Annotated in this window: 26 protein-coding genes and 1 tRNA gene; 16 read left to right on the top strand and 11 right to left on the bottom strand. The window is 44.2% G+C overall.

Annotation, left to right across the window (positions count from 1 at the left end):
- Positions 1 to 2 precede the first annotated feature (2 nt).
- From A8708_RS31800 to A8708_RS31790, 3 genes are all read left to right on the top strand, one after another.
- Positions 3 to 698, top strand: a complete 696-nt coding sequence (locus tag A8708_RS31800; protein ID WP_068670632.1) for a response regulator transcription factor — start codon at positions 3 to 5, stop codon at positions 696 to 698.
- A 112-nt stretch (positions 699 to 810) separates the two neighbouring features.
- The gene (locus A8708_RS31795) at positions 811 to 1,089 is read left to right on the top strand and encodes a DUF2277 domain-containing protein (protein ID WP_068670629.1); all 279 of its coding nucleotides are present in this window, start codon (positions 811 to 813) and stop codon (positions 1,087 to 1,089) included.
- A 132-nt stretch (positions 1,090 to 1,221) separates the two neighbouring features.
- Positions 1,222 to 1,962, top strand: coding sequence for a DUF1906 domain-containing protein (locus A8708_RS31790; RefSeq protein ID WP_068670627.1), 741 nt, complete (start codon positions 1,222 to 1,224; stop codon positions 1,960 to 1,962).
- Positions 1,963 to 2,016: 54 nt separating this feature from the next.
- Here A8708_RS31790 and A8708_RS31785 read toward each other — a convergent pair whose 3' ends face one another.
- On the bottom strand, positions 2,017 to 3,156 hold the full coding sequence (locus A8708_RS31785; RefSeq protein WP_068670625.1) for a hypothetical protein: 1,140 nt from the start codon (positions 3,154 to 3,156) through the stop codon (positions 2,017 to 2,019).
- Between the two features lie 174 nt (positions 3,157 to 3,330).
- Between A8708_RS31785 and A8708_RS31780 the strand changes: the two genes are divergently transcribed.
- Together A8708_RS31780 and A8708_RS31775 are read left to right on the top strand one after the other, a co-directional pair.
- Entirely contained in the window at positions 3,331 to 4,161 is an 831-nt protein-coding gene (locus tag A8708_RS31780; protein WP_068670623.1) for an alpha/beta hydrolase family protein, read from the top strand.
- 176 nt (positions 4,162 to 4,337) lie between these two features.
- A complete protein-coding gene (locus tag A8708_RS31775; protein WP_068670621.1) occupies positions 4,338 to 6,344 on the top strand; it encodes a methyl-accepting chemotaxis protein in 2,007 nt (668 codons plus the stop codon).
- A gap of 148 nt (positions 6,345 to 6,492) precedes the next feature.
- Here the strand turns inward: A8708_RS31775 and A8708_RS31770 are convergent.
- Positions 6,493 to 6,564, bottom strand: a tRNA-Val gene (locus tag A8708_RS31770).
- A gap of 175 nt (positions 6,565 to 6,739) precedes the next feature.
- Here A8708_RS31770 and A8708_RS31765 point away from each other — a divergent pair.
- Positions 6,740 to 6,934: a hypothetical protein gene (locus A8708_RS31765; RefSeq protein ID WP_028558119.1), complete on the top strand. Its 195-nt coding sequence runs from the start codon at positions 6,740 to 6,742 to the stop codon at positions 6,932 to 6,934.
- 46 nt (positions 6,935 to 6,980) lie between these two features.
- On the opposite strand, the gene A8708_RS31760 is transcribed toward A8708_RS31765, so the two are convergent.
- The 3 genes from A8708_RS31760 to A8708_RS35705 form a co-directional block, all read right to left on the bottom strand.
- Positions 6,981 to 7,271 (bottom strand): hypothetical protein, encoded by a 291-nt coding sequence (locus A8708_RS31760; RefSeq protein ID WP_068670618.1) that lies wholly within the window; start codon positions 7,269 to 7,271, stop codon positions 6,981 to 6,983.
- Between the two features lie 200 nt (positions 7,272 to 7,471).
- Positions 7,472 to 7,681: an alpha/beta-type small acid-soluble spore protein gene (locus tag A8708_RS31755; RefSeq protein ID WP_068670616.1), complete on the bottom strand. Its 210-nt coding sequence runs from the start codon at positions 7,679 to 7,681 to the stop codon at positions 7,472 to 7,474.
- 149 nt (positions 7,682 to 7,830) lie between these two features.
- Positions 7,831 to 7,992 (bottom strand): hypothetical protein, encoded by a 162-nt coding sequence (locus A8708_RS35705; RefSeq protein ID WP_157265145.1) that lies wholly within the window; start codon positions 7,990 to 7,992, stop codon positions 7,831 to 7,833.
- A 285-nt stretch (positions 7,993 to 8,277) separates the two neighbouring features.
- On the opposite strand from A8708_RS35705, the gene A8708_RS31750 reads away from it, so the two are divergent.
- The 3 genes from A8708_RS31750 to A8708_RS35700 all read left to right on the top strand — a co-directional run bounded on the left by A8708_RS31750 (position 8,278) and on the right by A8708_RS35700 (position 9,972).
- Positions 8,278 to 8,604, top strand: coding sequence for a hypothetical protein (locus tag A8708_RS31750; protein ID WP_068670614.1), 327 nt, complete (start codon positions 8,278 to 8,280; stop codon positions 8,602 to 8,604).
- 173 nt (positions 8,605 to 8,777) lie between these two features.
- Positions 8,778 to 9,329: a superoxide dismutase family protein gene (locus A8708_RS31745; protein WP_068670612.1), complete on the top strand. Its 552-nt coding sequence runs from the start codon at positions 8,778 to 8,780 to the stop codon at positions 9,327 to 9,329.
- Between the two features lie 22 nt (positions 9,330 to 9,351).
- Positions 9,352 to 9,972, top strand: coding sequence for a hypothetical protein (locus A8708_RS35700; RefSeq protein ID WP_068670610.1), 621 nt, complete (start codon positions 9,352 to 9,354; stop codon positions 9,970 to 9,972).
- A 79-nt stretch (positions 9,973 to 10,051) separates the two neighbouring features.
- On the opposite strand, the gene A8708_RS31735 is transcribed toward A8708_RS35700, so the two are convergent.
- A complete protein-coding gene (locus A8708_RS31735) occupies positions 10,052 to 10,474 on the bottom strand; it encodes a CBS domain-containing protein (protein WP_068670608.1) in 423 nt (140 codons plus the stop codon).
- A 136-nt stretch (positions 10,475 to 10,610) separates the two neighbouring features.
- Here A8708_RS31735 and A8708_RS31730 point away from each other — a divergent pair, with 136 nt between their 5' ends.
- Positions 10,611 to 11,069, top strand: coding sequence for a divergent PAP2 family protein (locus A8708_RS31730; RefSeq protein WP_068670606.1), 459 nt, complete (start codon positions 10,611 to 10,613; stop codon positions 11,067 to 11,069).
- Between the two features lie 81 nt (positions 11,070 to 11,150).
- A complete protein-coding gene (locus tag A8708_RS31725) occupies positions 11,151 to 11,588 on the top strand; it encodes a GNAT family N-acetyltransferase (RefSeq protein ID WP_068670604.1) in 438 nt (145 codons plus the stop codon).
- On the opposite strand, the gene A8708_RS31720 is transcribed toward A8708_RS31725, so the two are convergent.
- On the bottom strand, positions 11,585 to 13,198 hold the full coding sequence (locus A8708_RS31720; RefSeq protein WP_157265141.1) for an ATP-binding protein: 1,614 nt from the start codon (positions 13,196 to 13,198) through the stop codon (positions 11,585 to 11,587). The two genes, A8708_RS31725 and A8708_RS31720, sit on opposite strands and share 4 nt — an antisense overlap.
- A gap of 169 nt (positions 13,199 to 13,367) precedes the next feature.
- Positions 13,368 to 14,120 carry an MBL fold metallo-hydrolase gene (locus A8708_RS31715; protein ID WP_068670595.1) on the bottom strand — a complete coding sequence of 251 codons (753 nt, stop codon included), beginning with the start codon at positions 14,118 to 14,120 and terminating at the stop codon, positions 13,368 to 13,370.
- A 136-nt stretch (positions 14,121 to 14,256) separates the two neighbouring features.
- Between A8708_RS31715 and A8708_RS31710 the strand changes: the two genes are divergently transcribed.
- The 3 genes from A8708_RS31710 (at position 14,257) to A8708_RS31700 (ending at position 16,259) form a co-directional block, all read left to right on the top strand.
- Positions 14,257 to 15,156, top strand: coding sequence for an alpha/beta hydrolase (locus tag A8708_RS31710; protein ID WP_068670593.1), 900 nt, complete (start codon positions 14,257 to 14,259; stop codon positions 15,154 to 15,156).
- A gap of 80 nt (positions 15,157 to 15,236) precedes the next feature.
- A complete protein-coding gene (locus A8708_RS31705; RefSeq protein WP_068670591.1) occupies positions 15,237 to 15,854 on the top strand; it encodes a stalk domain-containing protein in 618 nt (205 codons plus the stop codon).
- A gap of 90 nt (positions 15,855 to 15,944) precedes the next feature.
- Positions 15,945 to 16,259: a DUF1292 domain-containing protein gene (locus tag A8708_RS31700; protein ID WP_056612546.1), complete on the top strand. Its 315-nt coding sequence runs from the start codon at positions 15,945 to 15,947 to the stop codon at positions 16,257 to 16,259.
- 61 nt (positions 16,260 to 16,320) lie between these two features.
- On the opposite strand, the gene A8708_RS31695 is transcribed toward A8708_RS31700, so the two are convergent.
- Together A8708_RS31695 and A8708_RS31690 are read right to left on the bottom strand one after the other, a co-directional pair.
- On the bottom strand, positions 16,321 to 16,740 hold the full coding sequence (locus A8708_RS31695) for a DUF1885 family protein (RefSeq protein ID WP_068670590.1): 420 nt from the start codon (positions 16,738 to 16,740) through the stop codon (positions 16,321 to 16,323).
- Between the two features lie 85 nt (positions 16,741 to 16,825).
- A complete protein-coding gene (locus A8708_RS31690; RefSeq protein ID WP_068670588.1) occupies positions 16,826 to 18,295 on the bottom strand; it encodes an aminotransferase class I/II-fold pyridoxal phosphate-dependent enzyme in 1,470 nt (489 codons plus the stop codon).
- 172 nt (positions 18,296 to 18,467) lie between these two features.
- On the opposite strand from A8708_RS31690, the gene A8708_RS31685 reads away from it, so the two are divergent.
- Together A8708_RS31685 and A8708_RS31680 are read left to right on the top strand one after the other, a co-directional pair.
- A complete protein-coding gene (locus A8708_RS31685; RefSeq protein WP_068670586.1) occupies positions 18,468 to 19,724 on the top strand; it encodes an MFS transporter in 1,257 nt (418 codons plus the stop codon).
- A gap of 34 nt (positions 19,725 to 19,758) precedes the next feature.
- Positions 19,759 to 20,928, top strand: coding sequence for an MFS transporter (locus A8708_RS31680; RefSeq protein WP_068670584.1), 1,170 nt, complete (start codon positions 19,759 to 19,761; stop codon positions 20,926 to 20,928).
- A gap of 113 nt (positions 20,929 to 21,041) precedes the next feature.
- Here A8708_RS31680 and A8708_RS31675 read toward each other — a convergent pair whose 3' ends face one another.
- Positions 21,042 to 21,698: a TetR/AcrR family transcriptional regulator gene (locus A8708_RS31675; protein ID WP_068670582.1), complete on the bottom strand. Its 657-nt coding sequence runs from the start codon at positions 21,696 to 21,698 to the stop codon at positions 21,042 to 21,044.
- Positions 21,699 to 21,720: the final 22 nt, after the last annotated feature.

Genomic DNA, 21,720 nt, shown 5'->3' with positions numbered 1-21,720 from the left:
TGATGAAAAGAATTTTGATAGTCGAAGATGACCAAAGTATTGCCAATTTGCAAAGGGATTATCTGGAGCTAAGCGGTTACTCCGTTAAGATGGTAAACAACGGCACAGATGGTCTGAGAGCACTCAAAGAAGAAGCATTTGAGTTAGTTATCTTAGATATAATGCTGCCCGATATAGATGGATTTGAAGTGCTCAAAACCATACGTGAGCAAGATGATATTCCTGTACTACTAGTCTCAGCAAGAGCAGAAGAGATTTATAAAGTGAATGGTTTAGGTCTCGGTGCAGATGATTATATTACAAAGCCGTTCAGCTCAGGCGAACTCGTGGCTCGGGTAAGTGCCCATCTGAAAAAGTTCGAGCGGATGAAAGAGCGGTTTGGGAAGGGCACGGAAGGAAGTACGATTCAGATCAGGGGACTTGAGTTGCAGAAGGAAGCCAGACGCGTATTTGTTAACGGAAACGAAGTTATTCTGGCTCAAAAGGAATTTGACCTGCTTCTGTTTCTCGTTCAATATCCGAATCGGGTATTCGGCAAGGAAGAATTGTTCGAGCGGATCTGGGGCATGGATGCGATGAGTGACGCCTCTACGGTAACCGTTCATATTGCCAGAATTAGAGAGAAAATCGAGGAGACACCTTCTAAGCCTCAGTACATAGGTACGGTATGGGGATCTGGGTATAGATTTATTGTATAGATAGGATGTCCAGAGCCAGATGTACACGAGCTTGATAAAACCAAGGGCAACCCTTATATTGAAGACAGTGTATGTAAAAGGGAAACCATGCCCGAAGGAGTGCGAGTGAGACATGTGCCGGAATATTAAACCATTATTCAACTATGAGCCAGTCGTGACAGAAGATGAAGTTCGTGCGGCATCCCTGCAGTTCGTACGTAAAATATCAGGGTTCACTGAACCTTCCAAAGCGAATGAAGCAGCGTTCCAATTGGCTGTACAAGAGGTTGCTTTGGCAGCTCAGAAGCTGATGGATTCTTTGGTCACGCATGCAGAGCCACGGAATCGAGAAGTAGAAGCACAGCGAGCCAAGGAACGAAATGCGATCCGTTTTGGTACGAAAGAAGTTTAATGGAATGGGCTTATCTCACTGGAGATAAGCCTTTTTTCATGACTGACAGCAGGACTTTAGATGCTTGGTAGTGTCGGCTCTCGTTCTTATGGCATATCCTGTGAATACCATATGGAAAGTAGGTGATGGCAAGTGGCGAAAGGGTTTGATTGTTCAACACCGCTTACGGCACAAAAAGCGGCTGCTTTCGTCGGACAGGGTTTTACGTTTGTCGCTAGATATTTGGTGCCAAGTGGAGCAAAGGCACTAACGAAATCAGAGTCTGACGTCATTAGTGCAGCTGGTTTACAGTTAGTTTCCGTGTATGAAACAACGGCTAGTCGTGCTCTTGGCGGTAGAAGTGCGGGTTTAGCAGACGGTGCAACCGCTTTGCAGGTTGCCGCGCAAGTTGGGCAGCCTGAGGGTAGTTGCATCTATTTTGCTGTTGATTTCGACGTATCGTCTGCCCAAATGCCTACGGTTATCGCATATATCAAAGCAGCAAGTGAAGCTACGCCAGCTTACACGACGGGTGTGTATGGTTCATACGCCGTGATGGAGGCAGTTTATGCTGCAGGTGCTTGCTCACGATTCTGGCAAACTTATGCGTGGAGCGCAGGTAAGAAATCGTCATTTATTCATATCTATCAATACCTTAATGATGTCATGTTAAATGGTATTGCGATTGATTATGATGAATCGTATGGGAATGAAGGTTGGTGGAATAAACGGAAACCGGAACCACCCAGCTATCCTCTAACAGTGAAAGATGCTAATGCCATCATACCGTTCCTTTCAGCGGGATACGGAGCGACATCATCCGTACCTGCACAGAATGAGTTTCATCGACTCGCCAATGAATTACGTAAGGCGTCAGGTCAAACCTTGCAATAATAAAAGAAAGCCCAGCTGTCATGGAGAACTCCATCTTGCTGGGCTTTACTTATATTATTGGATCACTGCACTGCGTATGTACCACCGATCTTGTACGGTGGTGCGTTCAAGATGAAAGAGTACGCGGCGACTCGTCACCCCGGATGCTCTAGCCGCTGTCATGGTTACATTGACAGACGTGTCGTACTGCAGGAGCTGGGATGTATCCTGCTCCTGGAACTTGGACAGGCGGCGCATGCTTCGCACATGCATCGCCTGTTCTTGCCCTGTGGTGACCTGCAGCAGCTGCAGGTCGCCTTGGTGTGCGCCGCTGATCCAGACGTCGATCAGCGCCCAGGGCGTGAGCTTGCTGACGTAGTCGTTCAGCAAGCCTGCAGCTCGGTGCACCATGACTTGGTGCGCCGGGTCAACGGAGCGGGAGCCGTGCGTTACGCTCCCCAGGAAGTGAATACAGAAATGACCGTTGAAGTCATTTCCGGGTATACCATCACCGCCATGCGGCATGCCATGCATGGAGGCGGCAAGGGTGCGGCCGTTCAGCTTCACGAGGACCGCGCGGCGGTCCCAGCTCCACGTGCCGCCATAAATGCGCTTGAGCGTCGCGGAGTCGGTTTTGGTTAGCGGCTGCACATCCGCATGGTGGGAGCCCGCGCGACGCTGCCCTTCAAAGCTAAGTCCACTCATCACGTCTACGACAGTGAAGGAACTGAATTTCGGAAGAACAAGACTTGCTTCTTCCCAAGTCAGCATCTCGCCATAATGCTTGGCACGAAGTGCCTGGACTTGCGCTTGCAGCGCTTCCTGAGCGGATGGTGGGAGTTGCATGCGCCTCTTCGAAGTCCAATCAACGACATCTCCGCTTGAGGTGACCCCTAGGAGGATGGTTTGCCCCTTTTTGTCATACTGGAGTGTGGTGTCTGGAGGAATGGCTTCTAACGATGCATCACCTACTGTAGCCTCTTCCAGCGCGCGTTGTAATGAAGTATTGACGAAAGTTAGTTCTGTTTGATAAAGAGCTCCCGGAGATGCTTTCACTTGAAGCTGAATGCTTCCCTTCTCGGCAGCCATCGTTTTCTGTAAGGGTTCCATATGCTGCGCGTGTGAACGACTAGTCATTCCTTGACTCAAAAGTGGTGTTAGAAGGAAGGTTAGAAATAGTACACGCAGCTTGCGACGATTTAGACTTGATAACACGGAGCTTCCTCCTTATTCGTATGGCATTTGTGTCAAAGATGCGAGTTGGCTGCTTGGTTGAAATGAAACATACAGGCTCGTTGGTTAAAGTTGAATTGTCTGAGTTAGATTGTGATAAAATGACAAAAGTATACGATTGATTAATGATTTGGCAACGATAGGAAGGAGAAACAGATGGAGAACGCTCTAGGAATACCTTTTGAATTACATATGTCAGAGCAGCGAATCCTGCGAGGCGATATGTATAAAGCCAAGCAAGACCCGAGTAAGGGCACATTATTACTACTGCATGGTTATAAAGGCTTCAAAAACTGGGGAATGTTCCCCTATGTAGCGAAGGAATTAGCGGATGTTGTTGATGTCGTTGCCCTGAATTTTTCCCATAATGGGGTGGGCGAAGATTTGATGGATTTTACAGAGCTAGAGAAATTCGCAGGTGATACCTATTCTAGAGATCTAGAGGACGTACAAGTTATGATTGGGGATATACATAAGCACGTGGGCAAGGAGAAGCCAATTGTATTATTGGGTCATAGCAGAGGAGCTGGCGTAAGCTTGATCTACGCTTTGGATCATCCTACAGAAATTACTGGTGTCATCAGTTGGAATGGGATTGCACATGTGGATTTGCTTACACCTGAGAATAAAGCGGAGATGAAGGCCACGGGCCGATCCTATACCTTAAATGGACGAACGAAACAGATGATGCCGCTCGATCTGGAAATCCTAGAAGATATGGAACGCAACGAAGAGAGATTTGATATTGTTGGTAGAATTCGTGAAGCGACATTCCCAATTACACTTGTTCAAGGCACGGCAGATGGGGAACGGCTGATTCGTGGGTCTGAGCAGTTGATTGCAAATAATCCAGCTATACAATGGGTGAAGATCCCTAACGGAAACCATACTTTCGGGAGTGTACACCCGTATCAAGGAGAGACGCAGCCACTGAGAATGGCGATTGAGGAAACAAAGCGTGCAATCCGAAGCATGTTGAATGTGTAGCTGTAAAATGGCTCTCTACGCATAGATGATTATGCGCTAGGGAGCTTTTTTTTAGTACTATTTACCCAGGAAATTATAATCTTCCGTCGAATGTTAGATTTTTTTGGAGGAATATGTTGGAAGGTGGCGAAGTAGATTACTTAGAATCTTTGAAACTATAGAAAAGGGAGAACAACATGGCTATTCAATCAATTAAGTACAAAATCATCTGGCCTTTAATGGTCGTATTGTTTGCAGTGTCCGTAGGGACAGCGACACTTACGTATCAGCAGACAGCTGAAAGTCTTCATGAGAAAGGATTTACAACGTTAGAGACAGCTAGAATTGGAATTGAAAACGCTATAATTGCGAGAAAGACGACAGAAAGTGTCATGGAGAAGGAGATGGTGGCACAAGCAACCCTTCTATCCTATATGTTTGATAAAATTCCGATGACCTATAAACAAGCAGTTGAAATAGCTGAACGTTCAGGTATTGATGAGTTCTGGATTACCAACGCACAGGGTCAATTAGTGCTGACGAATGCAGGAGAAAAGATTGATTTTAATTTCGGCGGTGATCCGAAGAATCAAGCTTATGAGTTTATGGATCTCATTTCGGGCAAACAAAAAATAGTCACACAGCCGGCCCAACAACGAAGTGTTGATCCTAAAGTGTATAAATACGTCGGCGTGTCCGGTTGGACTTCTCCTCGCATTGTTCAAACTGGAAGAGATGGCGCTACACTTACGGAACTGGATAGTAAAATAGGCGCAAAGCCAGTGTTGACGCAATTAAAGTCGGAGTTGGGCGGAGATGTGCTTTTCGCGGGAGTGGTTGATCCCACTGGCAAGCTCGTTGCCTCATCCGATGAGAGCATCACGCAGTTAGACGCGAAGCTGTTAGACTCTCTTAGTGTAAGTCTATCTGGGGAGCATAAGGCGTTCGAGACGATGTCGTACAATGGAACCAAAGCCAAGTATTACTTTAGAGCGTTGTCGACGGGCCAAGTGCTTGTACTGACATTGTCGGAGCAAGTATTGACAAACTTCTTCTACACAACATGTATTGCCACAGTAGTAAGCTTATTGATTGCGGGAGCGGTGCTATTCTATATTGTTAATCGTCAGTTCAAAAGGTTGGAGAGACTGCAGTCGGCCATGGTTGCGATTGCTCAGGGAGATGGTGATTTAACACGAAGGCTTCCCGAAAACTCCATGGACGAAATTGGCAGATTATCCACAGCGACCAATCAATTTATAGAGAAAATACATGTGATTGTGAAGGACGTGAAACAATCTGCACATCTGAGCAAAGGCAACGCCGATCATATCAAAGATTCAATGAAGCAAACCAATACGATTTCCCATGAGATTAATACGACGATCCATGAATTGGCAACGGCCGCAGGAAGCCAAGCAGAGGTAGTGGAGGATGGACTGAAAGGTGTCCATGAATTAGCGGAACTGATTGACGATACGAAGGAACACGTTCAAATATTACAAAATAATAGCGCGATTATTCGCGAGAAGGAAGAACGTGGTGCTGAAGCGATGCGAGCGATGATCGAGTTAATTCGCAATAACGTTACCGTGACCAAAGAAGTAGCATCAAGCGTAGGCAAGCTAATGCAGGATATAGACGCAATTAAAGAAATGGTTACCACGATTCATGCCATCTCGAGACAAACGAATTTACTAGCGCTTAATGCATCCATTGAAGCGGCACGTGCCGGTGAAAACGGCCGCGGATTCGCTGTAGTTGCTGCTGAGGTAAGAACACTTTCCGTTCAAGCCGGCGAGGCATCAGAGCACATTCAGACATTAATTGAGAACGTTATGCATTCTGCACAGCTAACATCCGCAGCGATGGAGCAGTCGCTTCACATTGTCGGCTCTCAAGAAGAGAATGCAGGGCAGACATCGGATACCTTTGATTTCATTAACTCTTCATTGAAACAAATCCATGAATCGATAGAAAGCATCTCGGTCGATATGGAGCATGTCGATAATCGCAAAAACATTATTGTTGGCTTCATTGAACTCTCTTCAGCGAGCTCCGAGGAAACGGCAGCGAGTTCCGAGGAAGTTTTGGCCAATGTGGAGACACTGGGACAAATGTTTGAGCGTGTACATAGAGAGTCGATTGACCTGCATGATCAGATGACAGGTTTGCAAGATGTGGTTGATCGATTTAAGGTGTAGGGATATTTGAAGGAGAACCCCGGGAGGGGTTCTTTTTGCATGTTGTTCTATCTAATGAATGTACAATCTATTATTTTCAATGTAATTAACAAACAAATAGATAAAAAAATACCCGCGAAGTAATTCGCGAGTAATTTTTTAATTCATATAGGACGAGTGGGGATCGAACCCACGACCCCTACCCTGTCAAGGTAATGCTCTCCCACTGAGCTACCGTCCTTTATATTGGGACCTTTCTTAGTATACAATGGAAAAAAACTTTTTTCAACTCCTCATTCATTTAAATCAGAAAGTGAAATAATATTCCCTATTTATCCGATGTTTCCTCATATAGCTTTCATCTTAGGTGAATTTATGGTAACTTGAGAACATTAGAGTTTGTGGGAGGATTAGCTATGACGAAACAACAACATCGTTGGAATTTACGATTGAAGAGCAGTAATGTGTATTTAGGAACGGTATACTTGGGAGATCCGCTTCCTGAAGTGGAAGATGTGATCATGATCGGTGAGAAGAAATACACGATTCTTGAGCTCGGAAGCACACGTGACGCAAGTGACGTTTTTGTAGAGGAAGTAAAGAAGAAGTAACGATATAGCAGAAGGAGCGGATCCAAAGATCTGCTCCTTCTTTTTCTTATGTAATGTTGTACAAGGATGCAAGGCAATCAACGAACATTTTATTATACTCTTCACGTGACAGGTCTTTACTGCAAACGATGTCTCTTCCTAGGAATTGAAACCAAGTAATTTCTGTAAGATTTTTCTTGTACACAAACTTGTCATGCTGAATAAGGAAGGTATCATTCTCGAAAAAGGGTACTTTATCAAATTGCAAGGCGGGTTCGTTTTGCTTTTCACTTACTAAAGTGGCGAGAAGAATTAGCATGCGGAAGGGATCACGGAAGATTTCATATTGCGTAGACATGGTTTCAACACTCCTTATTCGGGTATCCGAGCAAGGTAATCATACTAAAGCCAGAGGATTAATTATAGGTGTTTGGTAAAACTGGTGAGGAAATTCAAGGGAAATCAGAGGAATTTGAAGGAAATAGAAAAAAGACTGAAACCACTCTAAGGAGGATCGAGTGATTCAGTCTTTTTTGAGCTTGCTCCTACATCAAAGGATTAGCGTTTGTAGCCGCCTAAAGATTGTTCAGCCATTTGCACTAATCTTTTTGTGATGGTGCCACCGATTGAGCCAGCATCACGGGATAACAAATTACCGTTGTAACCAGAAGGGGAGAGAGGAACACCAATTTCCTGAGCGACTTCATACTTCATTTGATCTAGTGCTGCCTTTGCTTGTTGGACGACTAACGTGTTAGATCTAGCCATTCATAATCATCTCCTTTTTTATGGTACACCAGTATTATTTGAATGTTCAGAATATTTATTCGCCGAAATCAAAAAAAAGTTTATAAAATCAATAAACCCCCAACTGTGAAGTTGAGGGGGATATATGTTCATGTATGATAACGGTTACATTATTCTTCGGATTGTTCGGCTTCTTCCTCTGCAGCAGCTGCTTCTTCAATCGCTTCAGCGATTACTTCTTCAGCCTCTTGACTCACCACTTCTTCTTCAGTGGATTCAGCAGAGATTTCTTCTTGCTCATTGGATTGTACTACTTCTTCTTCTTGGCTCATATTTGTCACCTCCTCTGATACGTATAGTAACATTGTAGCACTTCTAATAGGTTATACAAGCAGGTCAGAGCGAATCTATCAGATTTAATGTAGACTTAATGGTTTTGTCATTCTATAGCGGAATTGTCGTGCGTGATAAGTCGAATGTAGGTAGAAAACCCACTGTTTTCGCGGTTTTTGGCTTGTGTGCATGTTTTGTTTTTCTATGAATATATATGAGGCTAAGCAACAATATTTCATGTATTACTATGCTGAGTTGTGTGAAAACTCATAGGAGGAATCCGAATGAATCGGTCGGATGTTATTTTGGAGCTACAACTTGTACCGGAATTGTTGAAACAAGCGGAAGCGATCTACGTGGATGCCGTCTCTGAGTTGAATTGGGCAAAACATATGCTTCTAACGAAGGAGTATGAAGTTATTGGTGAAGGCCATGTGACAGGCAAGAATGAGCTTCAGCGGCAGGCGGAATTATGGCCATACACGAAGGATTTGCAAAAACAGGTTCTACAGATGGAAGATGCGGTTGAACATACGAAGGTGGAATTTCACTTTTACAAACGAAAGTTAGAAAACCTACAAATTATCGCAAAGCTCATGACAATTTTATAATCTCAGTAGACTTATATGGAAGAGGTTGCCTGTAATCGAAAGATTACAGGTTTTTTGCTTTGTAAAGGATGTTTTAGAAATTTATTAGGCGTCATGTGGTTATCGTGAAGGGCAGTTGTGCATCCTAAGGGTAGAATATACCAATGTGTGGTTTTACAGGAGGATTGTACAAGATGAAAATAGCTAAAATAATGATGACCACTAGCATGGGTCTTATGTTGTTGACAGGCTGCCAAACAGTTAGCAGGACCTCAGCAACAGAGGCCACCATATCGCCGGAAACGATACGTGTAGATCTCATAGGCTCGAATAACCAGACTGTAGGTTCTGCGCAATTAACTGCGGTTAGAGAAGGTGTACAGATGGATGTGCAAGTTAGTGGGCTTTCTCCTGGTGTTCATGGCTTACATATTCATGAGAGAGCTGTTTGTGAAGCACCAGCGTTTGATTCGGCAGGCGGGCATTTCAATCCGCATATGAAAGAGCATGGCTTCCTAAATCCCAAAGGGGCACATGCAGGCGATCTGCCCAATTTGATTGTGGATGGTCAAGGTAATGGGAGATTTAGCAGCGTTACAAAGGCAGTCGTCTTAGAAAAGGATAAGCCGAATTCGCTGTTCAAACCAGGCGGATCTAGCTTAGTTATCCATGAGAAAGCAGATGATTTGAAAACAGATCCATCTGGCAATTCGGGTAAGCGGATTGCTTGCGGTGCTGTGAAATAAGGGAAGGAAGGGTTTCAACAACATGATCAAAACACAGGATCTCAAGCTGCAAATGGATGAATTAACCAAGCAAAATGATATGGTACTCATTGAATTAGAGCAGGTCAAAAAAATGTTGATTTCAAGTGCGCAAGGCTCACAAGACAGCCAAGGGCAGCAACAAGCGTCGTCATCTAGCAATGGATCTGCCGCGTCAAATGAGTCGGCCAATGATACGTCCCAAAGCCAAGGTCAAGATCAAGGGCAAGGGCAAGGTCAATTGCAAGGGCATAATCAGAATCAAGGTCAAAATCAAAACCAAAACCAAAATCAAAACCAAAACCAAAACCAAAATCAAAATCAAAATCAAAATCAAAATCAAAACCAAAGCCAGAATCAAGGTCAAAATATGAAATCAGACCAAGGCAACTCAAATAACTCAAATAATCAGCAAGTTACGGATTTGGCGAATGAACTTTTGAAAATTAAAGATCTTGTCGTGAAATTGGAACAGAAAACGTCGCAGTATGTCAGTAGTCAGTCGAATGGTTCATTGACGGAAAAGGATGCGGTGAATCTCATTTTGACCTTAATGAATGGAATGGTTGACTGGGCAAGCGAGTTTGTCTCGTCTAAAGCACCTTCTAACGGTCAAGTACAATAGCAGTATCCGCTGTGAACAAAGAAAAAAGGCTGAGCGTCCTCAGCCTTTTTTCTATCCCTATAAGGTAATTATTTAATAATTAGGACTGAACAGCTCTGGCCTGTAAATTCATTTGTTTGGCGCAATACTCAATAATTTCACTACGTCTGACAATCCCGATGAATTTGTCGGAATCGTCGACGACAGGTACGAAGTTTTGTGATTTTGCCAAGTCAATCAAGTCTACCATGTCCGCATGGATATGAACGGGTTTATTTTTGACGCGTAGCGGAACCTCTTCAAGTACATGGCGATGAGCGTTATCAAAGCCGATATGCGAGTTTTTGAGATACCAAAGTAAGTCACCTTCCGTAACGGTTCCTACATAATGACCATCATCAGAAAGAATCGGGACAGCGGTATAGCGATGATACTCCATGCGTTCCAATATTTGACGAAGGGTCGCTTGTGGAGTCGCGGTAATGACTTCCGATTTAGGTAACAGAAAAAAAGCGATATTCATCAGTCACACTCCTAAAAGTTTTCGAAGAAAACTAGCTTCGTAAGTATAAGCTCATAAGAATCAATGTGTCTAGTATAACAAATTTTACGCATAGAATCTAAACCTGTGATGGATGCTAACAGTGAGGTGAACAGACATGAATCGAGCATTAACTACGGCTATGATCGGTATAGGTGCCGCTCAAGCCATCAAATTACCTTTAACGTTTATAACTAGTAAGAAATGGGATTGGTCACAATTAGTTCAAACTGGTGGCATGCCGAGTTCGCATTCTTCCGGAGTCACTGCACTTGCTACCTATATTGGCATGAAAAGAGGCTTCACAGCCATTGATTTCGCGGTGAGCTCCGTATTCGGGGCTGTCGTCATGTACGATGCGATGGGCATTCGCAGGTCTGCTGGCGAAATCGCAGTCGAAGTGAATGATTTAGACGAACAGGTTGAACGGATTGCCCAGCAGCACCCAGGGATCTATCATGCCAGAAGAAGAAAAGCGCTTAAGGAACGACTAGGGCATTTACCAAGAGAAGTTGCAGCTGGTGCCGTATTAGGCTTAGCGATTGGTGCTTGCAGTTACTTATTGGAACGAAAGTAAAGGTGTGAACACGACACAAGTGGACAACATTTCCGGAATGGGATAAGATCAAGAAACGATCTTAGAGAGGAAGAAGCCCACATGGAAACAATTCGTGTTACAACAATGGAACAACTGAAAGCTTGTTTTGCAGTGCGATTTAACGTATTTGTTGATGAACAGCAAGTACCTGCACATCTGGAAATGGATGAGAAGGATGAGTCCCCTGAAGCCTGCCAACATCTGCTCATCATGGATGGTGAAACGCCGATTGCGACTTCAAGATGGTATGAGTACCAAGAATCAACAGCCAAATTGCAACGAGTTGCTGTCTTGAAATCATACCGAGGTCAATCGCTTGGCAAACAACTCATACGAGCAATGGAACAACAGGCTCTCGAGCTTGGTTGCAAGTATGCGATACTAGATGCGCAATGTCAAGCAGAAGGTTTCTATAGTCAGTTAGGGTATACGGTAATCTCGGATGAGCCATTCCATGATGCCGGAATCCTTCATGTACGAATGAAGAAAACACTTTAACATACAGCTGAATTGTCATTCCCGGAAGTCATATTTATGACAAGTGGGAAAGTCAAAATAAATCGTGTCCCAATACCGAGCTCGCTTTCAACTTCTAATGTACCTTGATGATCCTGTACGATTTTATAACAAATCGATAGTCCCAAACCCGTACCGGTTTCTTTGGTCGTAAAGAAGGGATGGAAAATCTTTTCGAGTTGATCACTCGGTATACCGGGACCATTATCTGCAATAACCAAAGTCGCGTTCTTGGGATCGCGGCTTAATTTGATATGAATGGAACCGTTTGCTTCCATGGCTTCGCACGCATTCTTCATCATGTTTAGCAAGAGTTGTAACATTTTATCTTGATCCATTAGCATATGTACAGCATAGGTTGACTCATGAAAATGTATTTCATGACCGGAGCTGGTCGCTTCGGATTCAATGAGGGCGATAACTTTGAGAACGCATTCATTTAATGAATGGGTTTGGAAGACTGTTTGATGCGGCTTGGAGAATTGAAGGAATTCACCGGTCAAATCGCTCATCCGATCAATCTCATCCATGATGAGATCATACCAATTTTCAATATTGTAATCGCTTGCTTTTGATAATTGTAGAAAACCTTTGACTGTTGTTAAGGGATTTCGTATCTCATGAGCCATGCCAGAAGCAAGTTCACCGACAACACGGAGTTTTTCAGAGCGTTGCATTTGTTCTTCTCGTTTTAACCAAGATTCACGTTTCTTCATAAATAGATTATGCTCTGCGTGCAAAATAAGATCATCTTTCGTCAGCGAGTCTTGTGGAAATATGGCAATACCATATGTATTTTGAATGCCAGTAAGTTTAGGAAGTTCAGAATCGAGCTTCTGTTGATAAGAGGCTGTTGTTAAAAAATCTTTATGTAGTGGCATGACCACTGCGAATTCATCACCACCATATCGCGAGATAAATAGCGCTTCTTTAAATAGGATTTGAAGGAGATCAGCCATTTGCTTTAGAACGAAATTACCTGCTTGAAAACCACCTGATGTATTCATTGCTTTCAGATCGGTGCAGTCGATAAGAAATAGGACCAATGGTTGATGAAGTTTAATTTGCTGCTCGAGCCTTCGGTGACATTCTTCATAATTGTATAAACCAGTAAGGGAGTCTTTTTGCGATAATAAATGACGTTCTGTGCGGATGCGTTCCATTTTACCGCTTCGGAGATGGATGGTTCGTGTTAGCCAAGTGGTGGCAGCAAAGTCGAGGATACTCATGAACCCAAACATGGACGCTTTAGATGCGGAATGCGTTATGAAATTAACCGTGGATAAATAAATAATCATAGCGATCGCGCAAAGTACCCATGCTCTGAATTTAATCTCTTCTTTGTAGGAATATTGTGAAAGTGTGAGTAAATATAGAGGGTAACAAAGGGCAGATTGTCCAAGTGCGTGAAGAGTACCAATGAGGAGTAGTTGGAGCCAAGGCATAGCAGGGTGTGAAGAGTGGAAGCGCACCGTTAAGATAAAAAGACCAATAGCTAGAAGAAACAAAGGGACATTCAAGACTGCATGCAGATACATCGTATATAGGCCATATAAGATTACATACACATAATAAACTACATTGATAATCACCGTAATCAACTCCCGATTGCAAATTTCCGCCGTTCACATGCTCTTGTGACAAATTCTATACTTGTCATAAAATTCCTGCTGTTTTCCAAAAAAAATGAAAATGTAGGGAGAAATTATCGAAAAAAGCCCTGAGAAATTTAATTTCTCGGGGCTTCGGCGAGATGTAAGTTCAATCGGTGATTTCGATGATTTCATGTTTGTGGATAAAGGTCATGTGACCTGTTTGACCAATGAATGCTGGCATTCGATCGCCATAATGCATGAGATAGATGAGTTTCTGAATATCCTCCGGAAGTGTAAGTAGTTCAGCTAACGTTGTATGTACGTATCCAGGTCCATCTAATTGACAATCATGGAAAATGGTGTGACAATTTCTTGCACGAATAACTTCGTCGATGAGCAGATCATGATTAAATTGCAAATCTGCACTATAGAATGTCAAGTGATTAATAAAGAACGAATAATTAAGCTTTTGTGCAACATGCAAGGTTGGGATAATTTCAATGGTAAGATCTGTTGCGATTTGATAAGGTACTCTTTCTTGTAAATAAACAAGCTCGAAATAATCTTGTAGCTGGTGGAAACCTTCCTCCGGATTATAAAGTCCGCCTTTTAAACTGTTCTCCCAAAGCACTTCAGCTAAAGCCTCGGTAACATAAAGCTTCACACGTTTACGGTTACATTGATAGAATAAACGAAAGGCTAGCTCTTCAAGGCCGCCCACATGGTCAGCGTGAATGTGTGAAATGAGGATTCCATCAATTTGATCGAGCTCGATCTCAATCTCGCTAAGGGATTTGGGCACTGTTGGCCCGCAATCAATTAGAATTGTGGCATCAGTCGTTCGAACTAATGCGCTTGTATTGTAGTACAATTTGGAAAAGGCACTGCCGGTTCCCAACATTTGAATTTGCAAACTCATTCAGCGTCCTCCATGTTTCGACAAAATCCATCTTTTTCTAATGTAACATGGGAGGTTACCGACTTTCAACCTCTAATATGAGAGAAATAAAGAAACAGTAAAGGTAAAGTAAACAAATAGAGGTGTTGATTTCATTATGATTGGATTACTTGTCAGTATCATTCTTGTGCTCATCGTGCTTGGCATTGTGGGACTTTCTACCTACGTGGGGTGGCAGTTAACACATCCACAACGAAAGATCGTAGATGATGCCCCGGAGAATTACAACTTGCACCGAAAGGATGTTACATTTCCAAGTCGTACAGATGGCGTACTCTTGGATGGTTGGTACTTGGAGTCGCCTAATGCACCTTCCTTAGCCAAAACTACGACCGTCATCATGTCACATGGGTATGCAGGTACACGACTTGAAAAAGGGCTCCCAGCCTTGTTATTGGCTCAAGCACTTGTCAATGCGGGATATCATGTCCTCATGTTTGATTTTCGTAACTCTGGACGATCAGAAGGAGATACAACAACAATTGGATTCTTGGAAAAAGAAGACATCCTTGGCGCTATCGATTGGGTTCAGAGCTATACAAACTTGTCATCTGAAATCATCTTACTCGGATTCTCCATGGGAGGCACTTCGTCCTTATTGGCTGCTGCAGAGTCAGAAGCTGTGTCAGGCGTAATTACGGACAGTGCTTTCAGCCAATTGCTTCCTTATCTCAAAGAGAACTTGCCGGTGTGGTCAAAGCTACCACGCTACCCGTTTACGCCATTGATTCTATTTATTTTGCCAAAATTAATAGGTGTGAATCCACATGCTGTGGATGCCTTAGCTGCCGTTGACAAGATTGTACCTAGGCCAGTTCTGTTCATTCATAGTAAGGATGATTTGGCTATTCCATATACCAATAGTACCCAGATGTTCGAGCGTCACCCAGCTGTTTTTGAGCTATGGATTACAGAAGGAGCAGGGCATGTCGGCTCTTTTCAACTTCAATCAGAAGCGTATATAAAACGTGTGCTGAATTTTATTGCAAAATGTTAAATTCATCGCAACTCTTCCTACTCATCGGCGTATAAAGATGCAGACATATAGACGACTAACGAGGTTGGAGGTTAAAAAAGATGAAAGTGCAGCGCATTTTTACGTTGATGGTTGTGTTCTTTGTTTTAAGTACGGCTGCGGCGGTAGCCTCATCGATATGGGGGGATTATAAAGGGTATAGCATTGCTAGATTAGTGGTAAACAATCAAACGAAGGAATTCGCAGATTCCGATGTGCCGCCGCTTATTGTGGATGGTAAGACGGTACTTCCGTTACGTGCAATGAGTGACGCTTTACAGTCCTTGCTCAGATGGGATGATGCGAGTAAAACAGCTTATTTGTTCAAGCCCAATGTACACATGTTCTTTACAACGGAAGTTCGGAAAGATTCTGCAATCGTTCCTTTCGGCGTTGTTGAGCGCGGCAAGCAAGCAGACTTTATCGTGTTTGCACAAGTAGACAACTTGAAAACGGGTATCAACTCTGTCCGTGTATCGATTGTTTCTCCGAGCGGCAAAAGTGTAATCACACCTGTTGAGAAATCGATCTCCGATTCCAAAGAATCGTTCTGGTTGAAGGTTCCTGTCTATGGCGTAGCATTCGATGAAGCGGGTACGTACGTTGTTAAATTTGCTATGCAGCAAAGCGGAAGCAGTGATTATTCCGTCGTTTCAGAAAAACAAATTCAATCGGAATAAGGCATGCAGGGATTATCTGGTTTGACCTCTTAATATGAAAATGTTAGGATATTTAAGTAACTTATTACTTAATGAAATGAGGTTCTGCCTGTGAGCGATGAGAAGCATGATCATGTGCACGGCCCGGACTGTGACCACGATCACGACGAGCAAGGGGAAGACGTTTTTATCGTTACGGACGAGAACGGTGTAGAACATGAAATGGTCATGGTATATACCTTCCAATCTCAGGAGCAAGCGTATGCTGTTTTACTAGATCGTAATGATCCAGAAGCAGATGGTGTGATTTTCCGTGTTGAAGAAGAGGACGAAGATGCGTTCCTTGTTAACATTGAAGATGAGGAAGAGTGGGAACGTGTAGTAACGATTTACAATGAAATCGTGGCTCAAGAAGGCGAAGAATAAGAGCTATACATAAGAACCCCCTAGCAGAGTGATCTGTTAGGGGGTTTCTGTTTGTGTTCATTCATTTTCTAGGATTGAAATACATGACTCTACCGTTAAATAGATGAAGTTCAGCTTTCAGAAGTTTGCCCAAATATTTGCAGAATTCATTGCCCTTGCTCTTGTCGCCATGTGTGGCATTGTCAGGTAATACGAATTGCACGAAGTGTCGCTCTTGCTCCTGGTTTTGATCAGAACCGACCCCAACAACGATGGTATGATATAATGCGTTGGTGCCTTTCAGATAAAACCATTTGCCCTCGCCCTCGGGCTTCGTCTCAATCGTATAAGGGAATCCGGCTTCGTCATACTCCCAACCAAGTTGCTTGGCTGTTTGGCTAAGTTGATCGCGATAATGCAGCAGCTTGTCCTTAATCTCATCGAGGGTAAGTGCAGCAACAGCGGATCCTGTTACGAATTTAATATAAGCGCTTTGAGCCATTCCTTGATCACCTCATTCGCAAAACATCACCCATATCATAGCATCATGTAAACGGTTTTACAATATATCCCTCAGGGTAGTACGCTTAGAAAATGGCTTGCGTCTCTACGATTACTTTGACCTGTTGGACACTGCGATCTTCAGGCCCTTTGACAGGCAATCCGACTTCTACGTGCTCGATAATATAATCGATTAGCTCTTGGGTAATAACTTCACCTGGAAGCAAAATCGGAATACCTGGCGGGTAAACGTAGATGAATTCAGCAATGATACGATCCGCCGAGTCTTTGAATGGCAGAACTTCCGTTTCTCCGTAGAATGCATCACGTGGCGTCAACGTCAGTTGTGGAATTGCAGGAACCTTGATCACAACTTCTTTGACTTCTACAACATCATCGTTGATGTGAGACAATTCACGCAGGGCTGTAAGTAGAATCTCTACATTCTCTGGTGTATCACCTGGTGTGAAGAGACAGAGGATATTGTACATGTCACTCATCTCGACTTCGATATTGTAGTGTTCACGTAGCCAGTTCTCTACTTCAAAGCCCGTGACACCTAGCTTACGGACGTGTACGCAGATTTTGGTAGGATCATAGGCGTAAGTGGCCTCATCCCCAAGAATCTCTTCTCCGAAGCAATAGAGGTTCGGAATCTCGTTGATTTGTTTGCGTGCATAATGAGCAAGCTCGATGGTGCGTTCCGCCATTTCACGTCCATTCAGAGCGAGGTGTCGGCGGGATGTATCTAAGGAACCTAGTAAAATATATGAAGTCGACGTCGTCGTCAGCATTGAAATGATCGTCTGAATACGTTTCGGATTCACACGATTTCCTTTGACATTGAGGACAGAGCTTTGTGTCATGGAACCACCAAGCTTATGTACACTCGTAGCTGCCATATCAGCTCCAGCTTCCATGGCAGACATCGGCAGCTTCTCATGGAAATGAATAAGTACGCCGTGCGCTTCATCAACAAGAACAGGCATATTGTAGCTGTGAACGAGATCTACGATTTCCTTGAGGTTCGTACATACACCATAATAAGTAGGATTTATGACAAGCACGGCTTTCGCATCCGGATGCTTTTCAAGTGCACGGCGAACTGAACGAGTCGGAATGCCGTGATCAATCCCCAGATTTTTATCGCGAGCAGGTTGGATGAATACAGGTTTAGCTCCTACGAAAATTATAGCGGCTAATACGGATTTATGGACATTCCGCGGCACGATAATTTTATCGCCTTCGGAACAGACGGTCATAATCATAGTCATAATCGCTCCGCTCGTACCTTGCACGGAGAAGAACGTATGATCCGCGCCAAACGCGTGTGCTGCCAGCTTCTGAGCTTCTTCAATAACGCCCATTGGCTGATGAAGATCATCTAGCGGTGCTATATTGATGAGGTCGATGGAAAGGGCATTATCGCCTATGAAAGCGCGAAACTCCGGGTCCATGCCGACTCCTTTTTTATGGCCAGGAATGTGAAACTGAATTGGATTTCTTTCCGCATGCGCAAGCAATGCAGAGAACAGGGGTGTACGGGTATGATCCACCTGATTATCGCTTCCCTTCTATCGTGGATTGTTTGTCCAAAAGTTGCAACAAACAAAATGAGTATATCAAACTAGGGCAATGATGCAAGTTAATTTTTTCAAAATAGTTTGCACAAAATGAGGTCAAACTAACACAAAGATGTATAAACTGCTCGAAAAAAGGAGAAAACCGATGATTTGGATGCAAAAATGGCGGGAGAATCGCTTATTCTCACCATTTGTGATGGAATTGTTAATTATAATGTTTGTCGTAGAATTTGTAAAAGGAGCCCTGCTCATAACCGTTTTGCCGGTTTACATGACGACTTCGCTCGGAGCATCAGCTTTTGTTATCGGTTGGTCATTAGCTGCTCAGTATATTGGCGATAATGTATTACGTACTCCTGTGGGATGGATTATTGATCGTCTTGGCTATCGTGTAACCATGTTAACAGGGGTGTTGTTGACCTTCCTCTCCGTTATTATCATGGCGATCTCAACCGAATACGTGTGGATGATTGTTGGTTGTTCGCTGCTCGGATTTGGGACGGCTCCATTATGGCCTTGTGTGATCACGGGAACGACTGAAGTAGCAGGGGATGAGGGCAAAGCGACGATTATGAGCGTTGTATATATGGCCTGGTTGTCCGGAGTAGGGCTTGGACCTGTGGTGATTAACTTCTTCGTTGGCGAAAATAACTATGCGTTTGCATTTAAGCTGCTTATTGGATGCATGACGTTAGTCGTGTTAGTCGCGCTCATGCTTCCTCGCAAACAGAAAGTAAATGTGAAGCCAGAAGAGCACAAGGTTGTTCACAAGTCGCAGGAAGTACATAAGACATCTAGGATGCAGCGTGTGTTTGCCTATTTAAGCGAGGTTAGGAGATCGATGTCGATAAGTCCATTGATGTTTCCGGCTATGTTTGCTCAGACATTTGCGCTAGGGATTTTAACGCCCATTCTCACGCTCTATGCCAAAGAAATATTGAGGCTATCTTCTTTTCAATACAGCCTTTTTTTGGTCGCTGGTGGAGCGGTTACGGTAATTTTTCTAGTTCCAATGGGCAAAATGGTAGACCGCTTAGGGATTCGCCCGTTTCTGCTTATCGGGTTTTCACTTAGTGCAGCAGCCTTACTGCTCTTCACCTACGTGAAATCCATGAGTATCCTGTACATTTTAGTGGCGCTGCTTGGTGTGGGTTATGCGTTTATTATTCCCTCGTGGAATGCGTTGATTGCTTCTGCCATTCCGCCGGAGAAGAGAGGAGCAGTTTGGGGGTTCTTCCTCACGATTGAAGGATGTGGAATGATTGTTGGTCCTATCGTGTCAGGTAAGCTTTGGGATGTGTATGGGTATCATGCACCGTTTCTGACGAGTGGATTTGTACTGATTGGGTTGCTTGTTCTTCAAATGTTCATTTCCATCCCCAAAAAAGGTATGGTACGATAAGGAAAAAAGAATTGATTTGGAGGCTTAATGCATCATGAATAAACAGATTGGAATCATCATGTTGTTGCTGATGACGATCTTTATTGGTTTCGGAATTATCATTCCCGTGTTGCCGGAAGTCGTGACTGGCGCAGGAGCGAAGTTTCATAATGCCGTCCTCTTGTCGGTGTACTCTGCAGCTTCCTTCTTGATGTCTCCCATCTGGGGAGGCTTATCAGATCGTATTGGTCGTAGACCGATTATTCTAGTCGGACTTCTTGGCTTTAGTGTGAGCTTTTTGATCTTCGGTTTTGCTAATGATCAACTTTGGATCATGTATGTATCCCGTATTTTAGGCGGTTTATTCTCAGGGGCGGCGACAGCGTGTGCTGTAGCTTATGTGGCGGATATTACCACAGCCGAGAATCGGACTAAGGGCATGGGCATGGTTGGCATGTCAATCGGGCTAGGTTTCATCTTTGGACCAGCACTTGGCGGGATCGTTAGCAAATGGGGAACTTACACGCCGTTCTTCGTAGCTGCTGCACTTTCATTCGCTTCGTTCCTCTTCGCGGCTGCGATTCTTAAAGAGTCTTTAACGTCGGACAAGCGCAGATCATCCAAAGAAAAAGCACCTTCGCGCTGGACTGCTTTCGATGGGGCTTCGAAGTATTTGTACGTACTGTCCTTCTTCGTATCGTTCACGTTGGCAGGACTTGAAGCAACGCTTCAGTATTATCAAATGGACAAAATCGGCGCCACGCCGTTTGATATCGGCATGATGTTTCTCGCGAGCGGCATCGTCGGTGCCCTGATCCAGGGCGGTGTTGTACGCCGCCTAGTGAAACAAGGTGCCGAACAGTTCGTGATCGGCATCGGGTTACTGCTCTCAGCAGCCGGCTTCTTCTTGCTGCTGTACTCCAGCAGCGTCGTAACCGCTGCGATATATTTATCGGTCTTCGGCGCAGGTAACGCGCTGATCAGACCGTGTGTGACGTCGCTGATTACGCAGCGCACGAAGGTTGGCCAAGGCGTCGCGACAGGCCTCAGCTCCTCCATGGACAGCCTGGGCCGCATTGCGGGCCCGCTCCTTGGCGGAGCGGTGTTCGCGATCGCTCACTCGCTGCCGTTCATCATCGGCGGCGTGCTTTGCCTAGCTGCGATCTTGCTGCTGCAGCGCTTTATTATGGTTGATCGTCAAGCCAGCGCGCAACGCGCAGTTTAACGTAGAAAAGCTGCCCATCCCTTTCTCCAGTAGGAGAGGGATGGGCAGCTTTTTGGTTTGCGCTGACAATCGCTCCCGCAAGTCGATAAAATCGACTTACGGCGTCCCGCCCTTTAGCGCGGGGAGAGGCCGTACAAAATGAACTTAATCGTATAGTCGATTTCTTTCTCTTCATCCCACTCCGAATCAGGTACTAGAAGAAAGCGAGTAATGAGAAACCCCATTATTGTGGAGACGATCAACCGCATCGCAGTGGGTTCAGGCAGCTCAATGAGCTGACCTTGCTTCTGAAAGTGGCGAATTGCTTTATAAGCTTTTTCTAGAACCAATACGGCTACCGTTTCTTTAAATTGTTCACGAAGCTCGTTATGGAACGGGATTTCGTGCATGAAGATTTTGATGATTGGAAAATGCTTGCGAGCAAATTCTAAGCGATTCACGGTAATGGCGCGTAGGAATTGCTCCACAGTGGGATAGTCAGCTTCCAAAACTTTCGTGAAATCTTTAACCGCGAATGGCGCAATGAGCTTGGTCATCATCGGGGTTACGATCGAGAGAAGCAGCTCTTTTTTTGTTTTGTAATGGCGAAAAATTGTGCCTTCTGCAACGCCAGCTTTCTGAGCGATCTCGCTTGTAGAGGAGCCTGCAAAACCTTTCTCAGAGAAAATCTCCACAGCCGCTTGAACAATCTTAATCTGTTTATCGGTCATTTTCTCTTCTTCGTCGTTCAGACGCAGTAGTTCAGTTAACCATGGCTCGATATCGGACATTGCATTCACCTCGTTATTTCTT

It is taken from the genome of Paenibacillus oryzisoli, from assembly GCF_001653565.1.
GTDB classification, from domain to species: domain Bacteria; phylum Bacillota; class Bacilli; order Paenibacillales; family NBRC-103111; genus Paenibacillus_E; species Paenibacillus_E oryzisoli.
This window is presented reverse-complemented; position numbering and strand designations above follow the sequence as displayed.

Excerpts from the sequence above, each read along its gene's own strand:
- A8708_RS31800 (WP_068670632.1), top strand. The coding sequence starts at position 3 with ATGAAAAGAATTTTGATAGTCGAAGATGACCAAAGTATTGCCAATTTG.
- A8708_RS31795 (WP_068670629.1), top strand. The coding sequence starts at position 811 with ATGTGCCGGAATATTAAACCATTATTCAACTATGAGCCAGTCGTGACA.
- A8708_RS31780 (WP_068670623.1), top strand. The coding sequence starts at position 3,331 with ATGGAGAACGCTCTAGGAATACCTTTTGAATTACATATGTCAGAGCAG.
- A8708_RS31775 (WP_068670621.1), top strand. The coding sequence starts at position 4,338 with ATGGCTATTCAATCAATTAAGTACAAAATCATCTGGCCTTTAATGGTC.
- A8708_RS31765 (WP_028558119.1), top strand. The coding sequence starts at position 6,740 with ATGACGAAACAACAACATCGTTGGAATTTACGATTGAAGAGCAGTAAT.
- A8708_RS31760 (WP_068670618.1), bottom strand. The coding sequence starts at position 7,271 with ATGTCTACGCAATATGAAATCTTCCGTGATCCCTTCCGCATGCTAATT.
- A8708_RS31755 (WP_068670616.1), bottom strand. The coding sequence starts at position 7,681 with ATGGCTAGATCTAACACGTTAGTCGTCCAACAAGCAAAGGCAGCACTA.
- A8708_RS35705 (WP_157265145.1), bottom strand. The coding sequence starts at position 7,992 with ATGAGCCAAGAAGAAGAAGTAGTACAATCCAATGAGCAAGAAGAAATC.
- A8708_RS31750 (WP_068670614.1), top strand. The coding sequence starts at position 8,278 with ATGAATCGGTCGGATGTTATTTTGGAGCTACAACTTGTACCGGAATTG.
- A8708_RS31745 (WP_068670612.1), top strand. The coding sequence starts at position 8,778 with ATGAAAATAGCTAAAATAATGATGACCACTAGCATGGGTCTTATGTTG.
- A8708_RS35700 (WP_068670610.1), top strand. The coding sequence starts at position 9,352 with ATGATCAAAACACAGGATCTCAAGCTGCAAATGGATGAATTAACCAAG.
- A8708_RS31735 (WP_068670608.1), bottom strand. The coding sequence starts at position 10,474 with ATGAATATCGCTTTTTTTCTGTTACCTAAATCGGAAGTCATTACCGCG.
- A8708_RS31730 (WP_068670606.1), top strand. The coding sequence starts at position 10,611 with ATGAATCGAGCATTAACTACGGCTATGATCGGTATAGGTGCCGCTCAA.
- A8708_RS31725 (WP_068670604.1), top strand. The coding sequence starts at position 11,151 with ATGGAAACAATTCGTGTTACAACAATGGAACAACTGAAAGCTTGTTTT.
- A8708_RS31715 (WP_068670595.1), bottom strand. The coding sequence starts at position 14,120 with ATGAGTTTGCAAATTCAAATGTTGGGAACCGGCAGTGCCTTTTCCAAA.
- A8708_RS31710 (WP_068670593.1), top strand. The coding sequence starts at position 14,257 with ATGATTGGATTACTTGTCAGTATCATTCTTGTGCTCATCGTGCTTGGC.
- A8708_RS31705 (WP_068670591.1), top strand. The coding sequence starts at position 15,237 with ATGAAAGTGCAGCGCATTTTTACGTTGATGGTTGTGTTCTTTGTTTTA.
- A8708_RS31695 (WP_068670590.1), bottom strand. The coding sequence starts at position 16,740 with ATGGCTCAAAGCGCTTATATTAAATTCGTAACAGGATCCGCTGTTGCT.
- A8708_RS31685 (WP_068670586.1), top strand. The coding sequence starts at position 18,468 with ATGATTTGGATGCAAAAATGGCGGGAGAATCGCTTATTCTCACCATTT.
- A8708_RS31680 (WP_068670584.1), top strand. The coding sequence starts at position 19,759 with ATGAATAAACAGATTGGAATCATCATGTTGTTGCTGATGACGATCTTT.
- A8708_RS31675 (WP_068670582.1), bottom strand. The coding sequence starts at position 21,698 with ATGTCCGATATCGAGCCATGGTTAACTGAACTACTGCGTCTGAACGAC.